This is a genomic window from Luteimonas sp. MJ250, assembly GCF_039548455.1.
Classification (GTDB): Bacteria; Pseudomonadota; Gammaproteobacteria; order Xanthomonadales; family Xanthomonadaceae; genus Luteimonas.
The window spans coordinates 208,416-225,355 of the sequence record NZ_JBCLVB010000014.1 but is presented as its reverse complement, the minus strand read 5'-3'; the positions used below and the strand labels follow the sequence as shown (position 1 = coordinate 225,355).

Annotated in this window: 13 protein-coding genes; 4 read left to right on the top strand and 9 right to left on the bottom strand. The window is 70.0% G+C overall.

Translation table 11 applies throughout. The annotated features are described in order from the left end of the window. The first annotated feature begins 15 nt into the window (after nucleotides 1–15). Nucleotides 16–438 carry a F0F1 ATP synthase subunit epsilon gene (locus WCE37_RS12165; RefSeq protein WP_343279596.1) on the top strand — a complete coding sequence of 141 codons (423 nt, stop codon included), beginning with the start codon at nucleotides 16–18 and terminating at the stop codon, nucleotides 436–438. Between the two features lie 93 nt (nucleotides 439–531). On the opposite strand, the gene WCE37_RS12160 is transcribed toward WCE37_RS12165, so the two are convergent. Together WCE37_RS12160 and WCE37_RS12155 are read right to left on the bottom strand one after the other, a co-directional pair. Further along, the gene (locus WCE37_RS12160; protein WP_343279595.1) at nucleotides 532–915 is read right to left on the bottom strand and encodes a GtrA family protein; all 384 of its coding nucleotides are present in this window, start codon (nucleotides 913–915) and stop codon (nucleotides 532–534) included. Further along, complete coding sequence (locus WCE37_RS12155) at nucleotides 912–3,005, bottom strand: hypothetical protein (RefSeq protein ID WP_343279594.1); 2,094 nt, start codon at nucleotides 3,003–3,005, stop codon at nucleotides 912–914. Before WCE37_RS12155 ends, WCE37_RS12160 begins: the two co-directional genes overlap by 4 nt. 62 nt (nucleotides 3,006–3,067) lie before the next feature. Between WCE37_RS12155 and glmU the strand changes: the two genes are divergently transcribed. Beyond that, entirely contained in the window at nucleotides 3,068–4,465 is a 1,398-nt protein-coding gene (glmU, locus tag WCE37_RS12150) for a bifunctional UDP-N-acetylglucosamine diphosphorylase/glucosamine-1-phosphate N-acetyltransferase GlmU (protein ID WP_343279593.1), read from the top strand. 60 nt (nucleotides 4,466–4,525) lie between these two features. Here glmU and WCE37_RS12145 read toward each other — a convergent pair whose 3' ends face one another. From WCE37_RS12145 to WCE37_RS12115, 7 genes are read right to left on the bottom strand one after another with little or no spacing between them, the layout of a single operon-like run. Further along, nucleotides 4,526–5,836 carry a PAS domain-containing sensor histidine kinase gene (locus WCE37_RS12145; protein WP_343279592.1) on the bottom strand — a complete coding sequence of 437 codons (1,311 nt, stop codon included), beginning with the start codon at nucleotides 5,834–5,836 and terminating at the stop codon, nucleotides 4,526–4,528. Next, nucleotides 5,836–7,188, bottom strand: a complete 1,353-nt coding sequence (locus WCE37_RS12140; protein WP_343279591.1) for a sigma-54 dependent transcriptional regulator — start codon at nucleotides 7,186–7,188, stop codon at nucleotides 5,836–5,838. The genes WCE37_RS12145 and WCE37_RS12140 overlap by 1 nt, the downstream gene beginning before the upstream one ends. Before the next feature lie 10 nt (nucleotides 7,189–7,198). Continuing rightward, nucleotides 7,199–8,431: an FtsX-like permease family protein gene (locus WCE37_RS12135; protein WP_343279590.1), complete on the bottom strand. Its 1,233-nt coding sequence runs from the start codon at nucleotides 8,429–8,431 to the stop codon at nucleotides 7,199–7,201. A 16-nt stretch (nucleotides 8,432–8,447) separates the two neighbouring features. Beyond that, nucleotides 8,448–9,749 carry an ABC transporter permease gene (locus WCE37_RS12130; RefSeq protein WP_343279589.1) on the bottom strand — a complete coding sequence of 434 codons (1,302 nt, stop codon included), beginning with the start codon at nucleotides 9,747–9,749 and terminating at the stop codon, nucleotides 8,448–8,450. Between the two features lie 10 nt (nucleotides 9,750–9,759). Continuing rightward, entirely contained in the window at nucleotides 9,760–10,512 is a 753-nt protein-coding gene (locus WCE37_RS12125; RefSeq protein ID WP_343255650.1) for an ABC transporter ATP-binding protein, read from the bottom strand. Nucleotides 10,513–10,550: 38 nt separating this feature from the next. Next, complete coding sequence (locus WCE37_RS12120; RefSeq protein WP_343279588.1) at nucleotides 10,551–10,766, bottom strand: hypothetical protein; 216 nt, start codon at nucleotides 10,764–10,766, stop codon at nucleotides 10,551–10,553. Between the two features lie 2 nt (nucleotides 10,767–10,768). Then, nucleotides 10,769–12,064 (bottom strand): efflux RND transporter periplasmic adaptor subunit, encoded by a 1,296-nt coding sequence (locus WCE37_RS12115; protein ID WP_343279587.1) that lies wholly within the window; start codon nucleotides 12,062–12,064, stop codon nucleotides 10,769–10,771. A gap of 309 nt (nucleotides 12,065–12,373) precedes the next feature. On the opposite strand from WCE37_RS12115, the gene WCE37_RS12110 reads away from it, so the two are divergent. Both WCE37_RS12110 and WCE37_RS12105 read left to right on the top strand, forming a co-directional pair. Next, nucleotides 12,374–15,232 carry a TonB-dependent receptor gene (locus WCE37_RS12110; protein WP_343279586.1) on the top strand — a complete coding sequence of 953 codons (2,859 nt, stop codon included), beginning with the start codon at nucleotides 12,374–12,376 and terminating at the stop codon, nucleotides 15,230–15,232. A 119-nt stretch (nucleotides 15,233–15,351) separates the two neighbouring features. Beyond that, complete coding sequence (locus tag WCE37_RS12105) at nucleotides 15,352–16,938, top strand: sulfotransferase (RefSeq protein ID WP_343279585.1); 1,587 nt, start codon at nucleotides 15,352–15,354, stop codon at nucleotides 16,936–16,938. The last annotated feature ends 2 nt before the right edge of the window (nucleotides 16,939–16,940 follow it).

The window sequence follows — 16,940 nt, the reverse complement described above, 5'->3', positions numbered from 1 at the left end:
GGCAGGTAAGCACCCATGACCACCATCCGTTGCGACATCGTCAGTGCCGAGGCCGAGATCTTCCGCGGCGAGGCCACCATGGTGGTGGTCACCGGTGAGCTGGGCGAGCTCGGCATCGCGCCGCGCCACGCGCCGCTCATCACCCGCCTGAAGCCGGGCAAGGTCGTGGTCACCCAAGCCAACGGCGAGAAGCTGGACTTCGCCATCAGCGGCGGCATCCTCGAGGTGCAGCCGCAGGTGGTGACGATCCTGGCCGACACCGCGATCCGCGCCGACGAGATCGACGAGGCCGCGGTGCGCAAGGTCAAGGACGAAGCCGAGCGCGTGCTCGCCGGCCGCGGCGAGGCGATGGACATCGCCGAGGCGCAGCAGAAGATGGCCGAGGTCGCGGCGCAGCTGCAGGCGCTGGAGCGCCTGCGCAAGAACCTGAAGCACTGACGGCAGGCAAGACGCCGCGCCCGGGGCCATGGCCCCGGTGAAAGAGCCCCGCAGCCATGCGGGGCTTTTCTTTTTGGCCGCGCGTCCCGGGCGCTAGCGGCGGTAGACCCAGTGCCTGGAGCCGAGGAAGCCGATCACGCCCAGGCAGGCCTCCACCAGCGGCTTCGCAAGCCACGCCCATTTGCGCCCCAGCAGGTCGTCGATCGCTTCGATCGCGACCGTGCTCAGCAGGGTCATCGCCAGCCACATCACGATGAAGCGCACCAGCTGCCGGCGCCCGAGCACGTGCTCCTCGCCGGTGAAGGTGACCTTGCCGTTGAGCCAGAAGCCAAGCATCGCGCCGGTGATGCGGCCGGCCACGTTGGCCAGCCCGATGCGCAGGCCGAAGTGGCTGAGCAGCACCATGACGCCCCAATCGAGCAGCCACTGGATGCCGCCGATCACCAGGTAACGGGGGCCTTGCCTGCGCAGGGTCATCGCGCCGGCTCCTCCGGCGCCACCACGGCGTCGGCCGGTGGCAGGCGCCACCATTCGACTTCGCCCACGGCGGATTCGCGGCGTGCGCCGGACAGGGCCAGGCCGGCGTGCTGTGCAGGCGTCAGGCGGTCCACGCGCAGCACGAGGTCGGTGATGCCTTCGCGGCGCCACAGCGCCACCCAGGCCGCGCCGCCGGCGTCGGCGTTTGCGCGCTGCGCCTCCGCCTCCAGCGACGGGTCGTACCAGGACACGCTGCGCGCGTCGGACCCGAATTCCGCCAGCATCGGCACGTCCAGCGCGAGTGCAAGCACCGGGCCCGCGGAACCGTGCGCTGACGCCCGCTGCCCACGGATGGTCGCGGCCACCAGGCGTGACGGCGCGTATTCGCTGAAGGCCGGTGCATCGCGGCCGGCGGCCATCACGGTGTCCTTCACCATGCCGGTGCGGAGCATCCAGTGACCGTTGGCCTGGAACAGCAGGTTGGCGATGCAGGTGGCCGCCAACAGCACATGGGCGCTGCGCGGCGCCGCCGCACGCGCCGCCACCACCAGGGCCGGCAGGGCGAGCAGCAGCGCCGGGTACACGTAGCGCAGGTACTGGGTGGCCAGCAGGGGCGCCGCCATCATCGCCAGGGCAAGCGCAGCGAGCGCACGCGTGCGGCGTTGCCAGAGCGCCGCCAGCCAGGCACCCGCAAGCGCGACCAGCACGAATCCGCCGCCACCCGGGAAGGCCTCGAGGTAGCGGCCGGTATCGAACGTCATCCGCCACGGCAGCAGCGGGCCGGCACCGGCATGCCAGCGCGGGTCCCTGAAGGCGCCGCCGAAGTAGGGCGAGGCGAAGACATCGTTCATCAATGGCAGGACCGGATTGCCGGCGATGAACCAGGCAAAGGCGTAGCTGCTGCCGCCCAGCGCGACCAGCAGGGCGAGTCCACCGAGCGCGGTGCGCAGGTCCAGCACGCTGCGCTGCCGCCATGCCAGCCAGGGCAACAGCAAGGCGGCGAACCCGGCCGCGGCAAGCTTGGTGGCCAGCAACAGGCCCAGCAGCGCACACGCCGCAATCACCATCCTCCGCGAGGGCGTGCTGAAGGCCAGACACGCCGTCCACGCCAGCGCCGCGGCACTGGGGAGTTCGGTCTGCATGCCAAGCGCAAGCGCTGCGGTCAGCGGAATGCTCGCGTACAGCGCGACCGTCCAGGCGCGCGCGCGCAGGTCGCCGCCCAGCAGGCCCGCCAGGCGCCACAGCGCGGCCGCGATGAGCACCAGCCACAGCGCATTCACGGCTCCACGGGCTTCGGCGCCGGCCAGCAGCTGCGGTACCGCCTGCAGCACGTCGGCCGCCCATGGCGCCAGCGCCCATGCATGGACATCGGGATCCATCGCCAGCCGGCCGTCGAGCTGCAGCGACCACGGCAGCAGCAGGTGGTAGCCGACGTCGTCGTGCTGGGTGGTCGGCGGCCAGCATGCCGTGGAGGCGAGGCCCAGCACGAGCACCACCAGGACCATTGCCCGCGGGTCGGCGGCCACCGTGCGTCGCCAGTCTTCCGCGGTGGCGCGCAGCGTGGTGCGGAGCGCGCGCTGCTGCCACGCGACCAGCGCCAGCGGCACCGCCAGGTAGGTCCAGCGCGTGTGCAGCGGCAGCGGCAACATCCAGCCGAGCACGCCCGCGCCGAACGCCAGGCCGGTGATGCACTGCGCGGCTGCCGGAGCGTGCGGCAGCAGCAGGCCGCCCAGGGCTATGGCGGCGGTGGCCATGAGCAGCGTCGCGAGCAGCGGCAGGGGGTCGCCGAACCAGGCCAGTGCAAGCAGCCAGGCAAGCGCGAGTCCGTGCGCCATGGCCATTCCGGTGGCGCGTCGCAGGCCCCAGGCGAGTCCCAGCGCCAGCAAGGCGATCACCATCAGCGCGGTGGTGCGTGCCGGCACCCAGTCCGCGAACATGCCGTGGAACAGCACGCCGCCGGCGCAGGCAATGCCTCCGGCCCACAGCACCGTTGCGCTGACGTGCCGGACTGCCGTCTGCGGCGGAGCAGCCGCTTCGGCCGTGGCCGTGGCTGTTCCGGTGCTCGACTCGGGGGGCGCTGCTCGCGACATCGCGCGCATGCTAGCAGCAGGCACCTTAGAATGGCCTCCGGAACAACCAGGCCAGGACGAGCATGCCCGCACCGGACCGCACCGCAAACGAACTCCACGTCGTGATCCTTGCCGCCGGCGAAGGCAAGCGCATGAAGTCCGCAATGCCCAAGGTGCTGCAGAAGATCGCCGGCAGGCCGATGCTCGCGCACGTCATCGACGCCGCACGCGCGCTCGAGCCCGCTGCGATCCACGTCGTCCACGGCCACGGCGGCGACCAGGTGCGCGAGGCCTTCGCCGGCCAGTCGGACCTGGAATGGGTCGAGCAGGCGCGCCAGCTCGGTACCGGGCATGCCGTGCGCGAGGCCATGCCCGGCGTGCCCGACGGCGCCCAGGTGCTGGTGCTGTACGGCGACGTGCCGCTGATCACCGCGGACACGCTGCATCGCCTGCTCGCGGCCGGCGATCGGCTTGCGGTGCTGGTGGCCGAACTCGACAACCCGCGCGGCTACGGCCGCATCGTGCGCGATTCCGAGGGCAACGTCGGTGCCATCGTCGAGGAGAAGGACGCCGACGCCGAGCAGCGCCGCATCACCACGGTCAACACCGGCGTGCTCGCCGCCGAGGCCACCGCGCTCAAGAACTGGCTGGGCCGGCTGTCGAGCGACAACGCCCAGGGCGAGTACTACCTGACCGACGTGTTCGCCATGGCCGCCGGCGAGTACAGCGCCGCGGAGATGGTGTTCGTCGACGAGGCGATCGAGACCGAAGGCGCGAACGACCCCTGGCAGCTGGCGCAGCTCGAGCGCGCGATGCAGGCGCGCCTGGTGCGCGCGCTGTGCGTCGAGGGCGTGCGCTTCGCCGATCCGGCACGGGTCGACATCCGCGGCGAGGTCATCGTAGGCCGTGACGTCGAGATCGATGCCAGCGTCGTGTTCGAAGGCCGCGTGGTGCTCGGCGACGGCGTGCGCATCGGCCCCTTCTGCCGCATCCGCGATGCCGAGCTCGGTCCCGGCACCGAAGTCCGCGCCCACTGCGACATCCACGGCGCCCGCACCGAAGGCGCGGTGCAGATCGGTCCGTTCGCGCGCCTGCGCCCGGGCACGGTGCTGGCCGACGGCGTGCACATCGGCAACTTCGTCGAAACCAAGAACGCGGTGCTTGGCGTCGGCAGCAAGGCCAATCACCTGAGCTACCTCGGCGACGCCGCGATCGGTGCCGGGGTGAACGTCGGCGCCGGCACCATCACCTGCAACTACGACGGCGCCAACAAATCGACCACCACCATCGAGGACGGCGCGTTCATCGGCTCGAACTCCTCGCTGGTGGCGCCGGTGACCATCGGCCGCGATGCGACGATCGGCGCCGGCTCGGTGATCACCGGCAATGCGCCCGAAGGCAAGCTGACCATCGCCCGCGGCCGCCAGCAGACCATCGACACCTGGCAGCGCCCGAAGAAGCAGCCAGAACAGCCGGCCTGAATGTAGGGTCGGAGAATGCTGTGGGAGCAGCTGTAGCCGCTCCCACAAGAAAGGACTCGATCAGCCCGGAAGCACCAGGCTCACGCACAGGCCACCGCCTTCGCGGTTGAGCAGGGCGATGCGCCCGCCGTGGGCTTCGGCGATCTCGCGCGCCAGCGCCAGGCCCAGGCCGGTGCCGTGGCGCTTGGTGGAATAGAAGGGCAGCAGCGCGTTGGACAGCACCGCCTCGTTCATGCCGCTGCCGCGGTCGAGCACGTCGATGCGCCAGCCATCGGGAAGGCGCCGCAGCGCCAGGCGCACGCCGCCCGGCGCCGAGCCGGACTCGTGCGCGTTCTTCAGCAGGTTGAGCAGGGCCTGTTCCAACTGGGGGACATCGGCGCGTGCGCTGCCTTCCACGTGGCCTTCAATGCCGAACTCGACCTGGTTGCGCAGGCGGCCGAGGAACTGCTGCCAGTCGATCGCCTCCAGCCGCGGCGCGGGCAGCTTGGCGAAGCGCGCGTAGTCGCGGAGGAATCCCTCCAGATGCCGCGCGCGCTCTTCGATCGTCGCCAGCGCGCCCGGCAGGCGCTCGAGCTGCCCGCGCCGCAGCAGCTCCGCGCCGGAGTGCGCGAGCGAGGCGATCGGCGCCAGCGAGTTGTTGAGCTCGTGGCTGATCACCCGGATCACCTTCTTCCAGGTCTGCACTTCCTGGCGCCGCAGCTCGGCGGTGAGCTGGCGCAGCAGCACCAGCTCGTGGCGGCGGCCGTTGAGGCGGAACAGCCGGCGTGACAGGTGGTAGATGTCTTCCTCGTCGTCGCGGCCGACGGTGAACATGCCGTCGCCGCCGCGGGCGACGGCGTCGCGCAGCGCTTCGGGTGCGTGGGCAAGCAGTTCGTCGAAGGCCACGCCCTCGAGCTTGCGGCCATCGCCGAGCAGCTTGCGCGCGGCCAGGTTGCCGAGCACCACGTGGCCGCCGGGATCCACCAGCAGCATCGCCACCGGCGTGTTCTGGACCATGGTGTCGAGCAGCAGCTCGCGCTGCACCAGGCGCAGGCGCTGGTCGCGCAGCGTGTCGCCAAGCTCGCGGTGGCTGGCCACCAGGGCGCCCAGTTCGCCGCCGCCGTCCCAGCTCACGCCGAAGCTGTAGTCGCCATCGCGGTAGCTGGCCACGCTGCCGGCCAGCGCGCGGAACAGCGAATGCGCCGGCCGCAGAAGGCGGTGCATGTGGTAGAGCAGCAGCGGCAGCGGCAGCGCAACCGCCACCAGCGCCGCCAGCCAGCGCGCCTGGATCCAGTGCTCCAGCAGAAGCGTCAGTCCTGCGGCCAGCGCCATGTAGGCCAGCGCGATGCCGGTGAACGCGATGCCCAGCGGCAGGCGCCGGCGCCACGCCATCAGTCGCGCCGGATGCCGAGGCGATCGAGGCGGCGATACAGGGCCTGTCGCGACAGGCCCAGCTCGATCGCGGCCTGCGAGAGTACGCCGCCGCTGCGCGCCAGCGCGGCTTCGATCGCCGCCCGGTTGGGCTCTTCGCCACCGCCCGCTGCCGACGCCGGTCCGACAGCGGCGGTGGCGGCGGGCAGCCCCAGTGCCGTCGCCGCCACGACACCGCCGGGTGACAGCAGCGCCGCGCGCTGCACCACGTTGCGCAGCTCGCGGACATTGCCCGGCCACGCATGGCGGAGCAGGACGCGCTCGGCCTCTGCGGCCAGGCGCTTGCCGGCGGGCAGGAAGTGCAGCGCCAGCGGCAGGATGTCGTCGGGGCGCTCGGCCAGCGGCGGCAGTACCAGTTCAATGGCGTTGAGGCGGTAATACAGGTCTTCGCGGAAGCGACCGTCGCGGATCATTGCCGGCAGGTCGGCGTTGGTGGCGCTGACCACGCGCACCTTGACCTGGCGCTCGCGATTGCCGCCCAGGCGCGCGAAGCGGCCGGTCTCGAGCACGCGCAGCAGCTTCACCTGGCCGGCGGCCGGCAGGTTGCCGATCTCGTCGAGGAACAGGGTGCCGCCGTCGGCGGCCTCGAACTTGCCCTCGCGCGCCTTGCCCGCACCGGTGTATGCGCCGGCCTCGGCGCCGAACAGCTCGGCTTCGATCAGCTCGCCCGGCAGCGCCCCGCAGTTGAGCGCGATGAAGGGCCCGTCCTTGGCCAGCGAGTTGGCGTGCACGATCTCGGCGATCTTTTCCTTGCCGGCGCCGTTGGGCCCGGTGACCAGCACCGGCAGCTCCGAGCGCGCCACCTGGCAGGCCAGCGACAGCAGCCGCTCGCTCGCGGGATCGGCATAGACCATGCCGCGCAGGTCGTTGTCCCGCGACAGCGCGCTGCGGCGACGGCGCTCGCCGCTGCGGTGGCGGTCCAGTTCGCGCCGTGCCTCCGACAGCTCCAGCAGGTTGTTGACCGTGGCCAGCAGCTTGCGGTCGTCCCATGGCTTGGCCAGGTAGTCCGCGGCGCCGGCCTTGACCAGGTCGACCGCGGACTCGAGGTGCGTCCATGCGGTCAGCAGGATCACCGGCAGGTCCGGCTCGCGCTCGCGGATGGCGTGGAACAGCGCCAGGCCTTCCTCGCCCGAGGTGGTGTCGGCCTGGAAGTTCATGTCCTGGATCACCAGGTCGATGCCGCCCTGGCGCAGCCGCGCCAAGCCCTCGTCCGGCGACTCCGCGCTGGCGGTGTCGATGTCGTGCAGCGAGAACAGCAGCTCCAGCGCGTTGGCGACGGCGGCGTTGTCGTCGATGATCAGGATGGTGGGCATTGGTCCGCGATCATACGCTTCGGGTCGCCACTGCCGGCGGCACCGCCGCGGCACGTCGCGCCGGGCCAAGCACGGCGATCTGCCCCAGCAGCCACAGCGCGACCGCACCCACCGGCAGGTACACCAGCGGCAGCCGCGGCAGCTCGTAGCGGCCCATCAGCAGCTGGTTGATACCGAAGGCCAGCACCATACCGACCACGATGCCGATGGTGGCCAGGATGAAATTCTCGGTCTGGAAATAGCGCAGGATCTGGCCGCGCGTCGCGCCCAGCGCGCGGCGGATGCCGATCTGCTTGCTGCGCTGCTGCACCCAGAAGCTGGCGAGTCCGACGATGCCCAGCGCCGTGATCAGCAGCAATGCGATGCAGACGATGCCGAGCAGCCAGACCATCGAGCGCTGCTGCTGGTAGTACTCGTCGCGCAGCTCGCGGAAGGTCCTGGTGTTCTCCTCCAGGATGATGCGCCTGGGCCCGTTGGCGCGCAGCGCGTCGGTGGCGCTGGCCAGGATCTCCTGCCGCCGCTCGGGGCTTGTCCGGATGATGTACTGGCCGCCGAGGTCGTAGCTGACGCGCACCGGCAGGATCATCGAGTACTGGCTGGCTTCCGGGCCACCGAGGCTGCTGGGGCGGATCAGGTGTGCGACCACGCCGACGATGCGGGCCGGATCGTCACCGCCGAAGTAGAGCGCCTTGCCCAGCGGGTCCTCGCCCGGAAACAGCCGCTCGGCCAGCGTGCGGGTGACCACGACGCCGGGCAGGCTGGCGTCCTGCGCCGGATCGCTGAGCGCGGCGTGGGCGACGAGTTCGTCGGCCGTGAAGTAGCGGCCGGCCACCAGCTCCACGCCGAACGCGTCGAGGAAGTGTTCGTCGCCCATGTACTTTGTGGCGGTGAGCGTCGACTGCTGCTGGTCGGGCGTCAGGTTGACCCCGGAGTTCCAGGACGAGTTCACGAACGGCACCTGGTTGCTGGTGGTAGCGGCCTTGACCCCGGGCATCGCGCGCAGCATCTGCAGGTCCGAGCGGGTCTGCGCGGCGGCGTCGGCATCGTTGCCGATCGGGATGATCTGGATGCGCACCAGCTCGTCGAGGGCGATGCCGCTGGGCCGGTTCATCTCGGTGATGCGCTCGCCCACCAGGAACAGCGCGTTGCAGATGATGGCGCAGGTCAGCGCGATCTCGAGGACGATGAGCGCTGCCGCGGTCTTGTGCCGCAGCAGGGTCGAAAGGATCGGTCGGATGTCCATCAGGCGTTCCCCGGAGTCACTGCGACTTGAGCTGGATGGCGGGCGTGACGTCCATGGCGCGCCACGCGGGAAGGAGGCCGGCGATGATGCTGGCAGCCACGGCAAGCAGGAAGGTGGTCAGCAGCATCGGCAGGTCCAGCTGCGCGAGCTCCGCATAGCTGGAAGGCTGCTGGCGGACGGCCCACAGCCCCAGCAGGGCCAGGCCCAGGCCGAGGATGCCGCCGGCCAGGCCGACCGCGCCGGCTTCCACCAGGCACTGCTTGAAGATCTCGCTGCGGGATGCGCCCAGCGCCCGGCGCACGCCGATCTCGCCGCTGCGGCGCAGGAACTTGGCCAGCAGCAGGCCGACGGTGTTGAGCAGGCAGACCAGCAGGAAGCCGAAGCCGAGCCACAGCTGCATCATCACGTCGCGCGGCACCACGCGGTTGAAGTCCAGCCACTGCATGACGTCGCGCAGGCGGACGTTGGGTTCGCGCTCGAAGCGGCCGGTGGCCTTCTGCTGCGCGGAATAGTTGTCGAGGTAGGCCTTGTAGTCCGCGGCCTGCGAGGCGTCCTCAAGCTCGACCCAGTACTGGATCCAGACGCAGGGCGCGTTGAGCGCGGTCTCGTCGGCGCCGGAATCCCCCCAGCAGTCCATGCTGCCGCTGCGGCCGAAGTCGAGCGCGCGCGATGTGGAGAAGGGCAGGAAGACGTCCTCCAGCTCGCCGTAGCGGTCGCTGTTCATGTCGTAGAAGCGCGGCGTCGGGCGCCAGTGGTCGAGCACGCCGGCGACGCGGAACGCGTTGCCGCCGATCACCAGCGTGCGGCCGACGCTGTTGCCGCCGCCGAACACGCGGTCGTTCAGCGACTTCGAGATCACCACCACGCGCGTGCTTGCCGCATCGTCGGCCGGCGACCAGCCGGTGCCGTGCAGGAAGGGCGCCGCGAACATCGCGAAGAAGTCGGCGGTGGCGTAGCGTGCGTCGGAGAAAAACGGCGGGATGTCGGCTTTTTCGGGCGTGATCGAGACCGCGCCCCCGGTCATCATCGCCTGGCGCACGCCGCGGCCTTCGCGCAGCAGGGTCTCGGCGTCGAAGCGCGTGACCTGGGCCGCGGGTTCCTCGCCGGCGACGAAGCCACGCATGCTGGCCGGATCGAGCTGCACGTAGAGCAGGCGGTCGCTCTTGTCCGGGATCGGATCGCCGGACAGCACCCGGAACACGGTCAGCGTGGTCATGCAGGCTCCGATGCCGAGCGCGATCGCCAGCACCATCAGCGCGGTCAGCACCTTGTTGCGGCGGAAGCTGCGCAGCGCGAGCTTCGAATAGTAGGCGAGCATGGCGGGCTCCTCAGGCGTCGGTGGCGGCGCGGGCGTCGGCTTCGGCATCGGCTTCGATGCGCTCGGCACGCGCCGCACGCGTCAGGCCCGGCTCCACCGACAGGTCGGTGGCCATGCCGTCGACGATGTGCACGTTGCGGTGCGCGCGCGCGGCAAGCTCCGGGTCATGGGTGACCATCACGATGGTGGTGCCCTGCTGGTTGATGTCCTCCAGCAGCTCCAGCACGCTGCGCGCCATCTGCGAGTCGAGGTTACCGGTGGGTTCGTCGGCCAGCAGCAGGCGCGGCGTGCCGGCGATGGCGCGCGCGATCGCCGCGCGCTGCTGCTGGCCGCCCGACAGCTCCGCCGGGAAGTGCTTCAAGCGCGAGCCCAGGCCGACCATGCCCAGCGCGTCCTCGATGCGCAGCTTGCGCTCGTTGGCCGGCATGCCGCGGTAGCGCAGCGGCACGTCGACGTTGTCGAAGAGGTTCAGGTCCGGGATCAGGTTGAAGCCCTGGAAGATGAAGCCGATCTTCTGGTTGCGGAGCTTGCTGCGCTGGTTGTCGGACAGGCCGCGCACGTCCTCGCCGTCGAGCCTGAACTCGCCGCCGGTGAAGGTCTCCAGCAGGCCGGCGATGTTGAGGAAGGTGGTCTTGCCGGAGCCCGATGGCCCGGTGACGGCGACGAATTCGCCTTCCCCCACGCGCAGGTCGAGCGAGCGCAGCGCGTGCGTCTCGACGAGTTCGGTGCGGTAGACCTTGGTGACCTGGCGCATGTCCAGCATGGCGGTGGATTCCTGTTCGGTGGATATGGTGGACGGCATCAGTCGATGCGGAACATGTCGGGAAGAGTGGATGCCGGTACGTACCGGTGTGTCGCAGCGTGGACGCGGCGACCATCGGCGTTGGTGCAGTCAACGTCCGGCGCGTCGGGCTGCACGTCGAAACGGTAGAGCTCGCTCAGCCGGCGCGGCACGGCCTCGGCCAGTTCGAACGAACTCCAGTGCAGGTGGTGGGGAAAGCCGGTGCTCGCGTACATGGTCACTCTCCGGAAATGCGGACGCGGTCCGCCTGCTGGAACTGGTCGCTGCCGGACACCACGATGCGCTCGCCGGGCTGCAGCCCTGAAAGGATCTCCACGGCGGACAGGCTGGACACGCCGGCCTGGATCGCGCGCCGCTCGGCGCTGCCGCCCTGCACGACGTAGGCGAAGTTGCCGCCGTCCTGCTCGAGGAAGGGGCCGCGCTCGACCATCAGCACGTCTTCGCGCGTATCCATCACGATGCGGGCCGAGAGCCGCTGGTTCTGGCGCAGGCCGGGCGGCTGGCCGCCGTCGGCGAAGCGCAGGCGGGCATTGACCTCGCCGTTCACGACTTCCGGCGACACCGCGGAAATCTGCGCCGGCCACTGCTTGCCGACGCTGGTGACCTGGGCGGGCATGCCGATGCCGAGGTCGCGGGCGAAGCTTTCCGGCACCTTGATCTCGACCTCGAACTGCGACAGGTCGACCACGCCGAGGATCGGCGCGTTGGCGGCTACGTTGGTGCCCTGCGCGATCTGCACCTGGCCGACCTGGCCGTCGAAGGGCGCGCGCAGGGTGAGCGCATCGACCTGGCGGCGCAGCTCGTCGACCACCGCCTCCTGGCGCTCGGCCAGCAGGCGCTTGTTGCCGGCGTCGATGCCCGCGCCCCGGCCCTGCAGCGCGAAGTCCTGCCTCGCGGCGGCAACGCCGATCTCGGCCTTCTTCAGGCCGTCGAGGGCGCGGTCGTACTCGTTGCGCGAGACGGCGCCGCCCTCGAAGGCGCGCTGGTAGCGTTCGACGTCGCGCTGCGCCGCGACCTGGTCGATCAGCGCCTGGTCGAGCAGCTTCTGCGCGTCCGAGCGGGTCAGCTGCGCATCGAGCACCGCCCGGTTGGCTTCGCCCTGCAGGCTGGCGAGCGTGGACTCCTCCTGCACCAGCTTGCTGCGCAGTTCGGGGCTGTCGATCACCGCCAGCTCCTGACCTTTCTCCACCGCATCGCCGGCCACGACCTTGAGCGCCACGGTGCCGCCGGCGATCGCGTACAGCGTCGGGCTGTTGGCGGCGATCACGCGGCCGTCGGCGGAGAGGTCGCGGACCAGGTCGCCGCGGACCACTTCAGCGAAGCGCAGGCGCGAGGCGTCGTGCGAACGGCCGCCGCCGCTCCAGCCCACCGCCACCCAGGCCGCCGCGGCGAGAATGGCGAAGCCTGCCAGCGCAGGCCAGATCCACCGGCGCAGTCGCCGGCCGGAGTGGCCGTAGGACTCGCGGGGAGCGTCCTGGGCGGACGTGTCGCGGATGGGGCGTGGGATGGACATGGGTGCTCCAGGTGGCGTTCACCTCCTGCATATGCAAGCCCCGTGCCACCTGGTAACCAGTTGATTGAAAAGCGATTTGTCACAAGTGGCCGGTGTCCGGACAGCGCTGGCGGACGTCCGCCGCTGTCCGCGCCAGCGGCCGCGGCGCCGGAAGCCGATGCGGCCATCCCGTTAAACATATGTTCATTTCTGTTGCAAGTGTGCTTAGTATCGAACCGCTCCACCGTTCAGGTGGAGTCCAGTGGCGGCCAGAAGGGGGGCGCAAGCGCGGTCGCGGCAGGTCCTTGTTCCAACATTCCGGAGAGGCAGATGAACCCGAAAAGCACAAAGCTGCGGGACGCGATCGTGATCGCGCTCGCCGTGGGCGCAGCAGGCATTGCAGGAAGCAGTACCGCCTTCGCACAGGACCAGGGGAGTACCGACGCGCCGGACAGCGCCACCACGCTGGACACGATCCGCGTCACCGGCACCCGCATCCGCAGCCAGACGATGACCGCGTCCAGCCCGGTGACCGAGATTTCGCAGGAGGAGTTCAAGTACGCCGGCGCCACCACGGTGGAGGACCTGGTCAACCAGTACCCACAGCTGGCACTGGATTTCGACAACTTCCTCAACAACGGGTCCCAGGGCTACGCCACCGTGGACCTGCGCGGCATGGGCGCCAACCGCACGCTCGCGCTGGTCAACGGGCGTCGCATCCCCAAGGGCCTGGGCGAGACGCCCGACATCAGCATCATCCCGGCGGCACTGCTGCAGCGGGTGGACGTGCTGACCGGCGGCGCGTCGGCCGTCTATGGCTCGGACGCGATCGCCGGCGTGGTGAACTTCATCCTCGACGACAAGTTCGAAGGCGTCAGCGTCAACCTGGGCTACTCGGGTTACCAGCACGACAACGACAACGACTACATGCAGGGGCTGATGGATCAGCTCGACTTCGAATACCCGACCGGCGATTCCGGCCTGGACGGGGTCACGCGCAACATCGACGTGGCCGTGGGCGGCGCGTTCGGCGAGGGCGGCCATGCCATGGCGTGGGCGACCTGGCGCAAGGGCAACGCACTGCTGCAGGGCCAGCGTGACTATTCGTCCTGCGCGCTCAACGGCACGGGCACCGCCTGCGGCGGCTCGCCCACCGCCGACCCGGGCAACTTCTACATCGTGGCGCCCGGCTCCGGCCTGTATACCTATGTGGCGCCGTCGGCCTCGGGCTGGACGATCCCGGACGGCCCGAACATCTACAACTACGCGCCGGTCAACTATTACCAGCGTCCGGACACGCGCTTCACCGCGGGCGCCAGCGTCAGTTACGACGTCAACGAGTACTTCAAGCCGTACGTCGAAACCATGTTCGTGAACCGCCGCAGCGGCACGCAGATCGCGCCGTCGGGCGCGTTCTTCACCGACATCGTGGTGAACTGCGATACCGATGTCATCGGGAGCATGTGCGGTGACATCGGCATCACCGACGACGAGTTCGTCGTCTACGTCGCCAAGCGCAACGTGGAAGGTGGGCCGCGGCTTTCAGACGACGAGTCGACGAACTACAGCATCGTCACCGGCGCCACCGGCGCGCTGTTCGATTCGGGCTGGACCTGGGATGCCTCGCTGCAGTACGCGCGCACGACGGTGAAGTCGGAGAACCACAACGACTTCGTGACCACGCGGGTGCGCGATGCGCTGCTGGGATGCCCTGCCGGTGCCTTCGACGGCTGCGTGCCCTACGAGGTCTGGACCGACAGCATCACTCCGGAGCAGGCACAGGCGCTGCAGGGCGTGGGCATCGTCAATTACTCAACCGACATGAAGGTGCTCAACGCCTACGCGACCGGTGACCTGGGCTTCGGGTTCGTCGCCGACATGCCGATCAGCGCCGTGCTCGGCTTCGAGAAGCGCAACGAGCGCTTCAGGCGCGTGGCCGACAGCAACATGCAGACCGGCAACTTCACCGGCCTTGGTGGTCCGACCACCAACCTCTCCGGGGGCTACGAAGTCGACGAGGTGTTCATGGAGGCGAACGTGCCGCTGGTCGCCGGTGTCGCGGGCTTCGACAGCGTCGACCTGCAGCTGGGCTACCGCTACACCGACTACAGCACCTCGGGGGCCGTCGATACCTGGAAGGTGGGCCTGGGCGCCAGCTTCGCCGACAACCGCTACCGGCTCCGCGCCGGCTTCAACCGCGCCATCCGCGGCGCCAACGTCAACGAACTGTTCTCGGACCAGCAGATCGCGCTGTGGGTGGGCGACGATCCGTGCGCCGGGGCCACGCCCGAGTTCACAGCCGCCCAGTGCGAGCGCACCGGCGTCAGCGCGGCACAGTACGGGAATGTCGCCGCCAACCCGGCGGGCCAGAACAACCAGTTCATCGGTGGCAATCCCAACCTGCAGCCGGAAATCGCCAACACCTGGACGGTGGGCTTCGCAGCCAGCCCGGTCGAAAACCTCGAGCTCGCCGTCGACTACTACGACATCGAGCTCGAGAACGTGATCGGCACGATCGGTGCGCGCACCATCATCAACCTCTGTGCCAATGGACAGGACGCCATGTGCACCCTGATCCGCCGCAACGCCGTCACCGGCGACCTGTTCCGCGGCAGCGATCCGGACACGTCGGGCCTGGTGGTCAACACCAACGGCAACTTCGGCACGCGCCGCTACCGTGGCATCGACCTCACAGCCGGCTACGGCTTCCAGGCCGGACCCGGGCGGCTCACGACGTCGTTCGTCGGCAGCTACATCCTCGAGCGTTCCTTCCAGCCGGTGCCCGGCGACGGCTCGGCCGATTACAGCTGCGAAGGCTTGATCAACAGCCAGTGCTCGACGCCCGAATGGCGGCACATCGCCAACGTCCGCTATGCCATCGACCGCTACACCGTCGGCCTGCGCTGGCGCTATATCGGCGAAATGGACTACCGCAACACCGATGGCTCGACGCCAGGCACCGACTACTTCCTCAGTGGCCCGGGCAAGCTGAAGGCCTTCAACTACCTTGACCTGTCCGGCTCGGTGCAGCTGGGTGAAAACATCACCTGGACGATGGGCGTGAACAACATCGCGGACAAGGAGCCGCCGATGATCGGCGGCAACCTCGGACCGGTCCAGGCCAACTCGCTGTCGGGCTTCGACCAGGCCGGCCGCTACGCGTTCACCAGCGTCACGTTCGACTTCTGACCCGGGCTCGACTCGACTCTCATCTCCATCGGCAACATTTGGCGGCGGGCCTGTCCCGCCGCCTTTTTTTCCGTCCGCTGCGGCTAGACTCGGGGCGGGCAACGGGTCGGGGGCACGGGATGACAGCGAGTGGAGGCGCCCCGGCCGGGGTGATGCAGGGCTACGCGCTGCTGCGCGAGGGCCGGGTGGAGGAGGCCGTGCGGCATGCCGCGGACCTGCTGCGGGAGCAGTCCGATCATGTCGATGCGCTGGTACTGGCCGGCGAGGCGGCGGTGGCCGAAGGCGCGCCGGACGAGGCGCTCGGCTACATGCAGCGGGCGATCGACGCCGATCCCGGCAACGAGGCGCTGCGGCTCAAGCAGGCGGGCCTGCTGCTGCACCTGCGGCGCCGGCGCGAGGCGCTCGACCTGGCCCTGTCGGTGGCCGCGAAGGCGCGGGGCCGGGGTGGTGGCCAGGCGCTGTGGCAGGCCGCCAGCATCGCCGCCAACTGCAACCGGCCGCTTGATGCCGTGCCGCTGTACCAGCAGGCGCTTGGATCGATGGGGCCGCAGCCCGGCCTGCTCTACGACCTGGCCGTCGCGCAATTCTTCACCGGTGACTTCGAAGCGGCCGAGGCGAACCTCGACCGGATGCTCGCGATCGCGCCGCAGGCCGGGCATGCGCTGTACCTGCGCAGCACGCTGCGCCGGCAGTCACCCGGACGCAACCACGTCGACGAACTGAAGCAGCGGATTGCCGCCGGACTCGGCCGTCCGGACCAGGACGCCGCGGCGTGGTATGCGCTGGCCAAGGAGCTGGAAGACCTGGGCGAGCACGCCTCGGCCTTCGATGCCCTCGACACCGGTGCGCGCCTGCGCAGGCAGACGCTCGACCATGACATCGCGGGGGAATGTGAAGCCCAGGCGCGGATCCGCGCCGCCTACGGCCGCGAGGTGATGGCTGCGCCCGCGCGTGGCCATGCCGGCGCGGCGCCGATCTTCATCGTCGGCATGCCGCGCACCGGCACCACCCTGGTCGAGCGCATGCTGGTGCACGGCGGCAGCGTGCGCTCGGCGGGCGAACCGCTGGACCTGGGCAACCTCATCGGCGCCCATGCGCGCGAGGCGCTGCAGGCACGACCGCAGCTGACGCCCGCGGAGGCGTCGCTGCACATCGACTTCGAGGCGCTGGGACGCGACTACGCGCGCGGCGTGTCCGAGGCGGCGGGCGCCGAGCGCTTCATCGACAAGATGCCGGCCAATTACATGTACTGCGGGCTGATCCGCAGGGCGCTGCCTGAGGCGCGCATCATCCACCTGCAGCGCGACCCGCTCGACAGCTGCCATGCCGTCTACAAGACGCTGTTCTTCAGCGCCTACCACTTCTCCTACGACCTCGACGAGCTTGCCCGCTACTACATCGCCTACCGGCAGACCATGGCGCATTGGCACGAGGTGATGCCGGGCACGATCCTGGACGTGCGCTACGAAGACCTCGTGGCCGACCCCGACGGCCAGGCCCGGCGCATCCTCGAATGGTGCGGCCTGCCCTGGGACCCCGAGACCCGATACGGCCAGGCGCCGGCGCGGGCCGCGTTCACCACCGCCAGCGCGGCGCAGGTGCGCGCGCCGGTGCATGCGCGCTCGGTCGGCGGTGCGCAGCGGCACCGGAAGCGGCTGGAACCGCTGGTGCGGAGGCTGGCCGAGGCCGGGATCGCCGTCGACTGAGG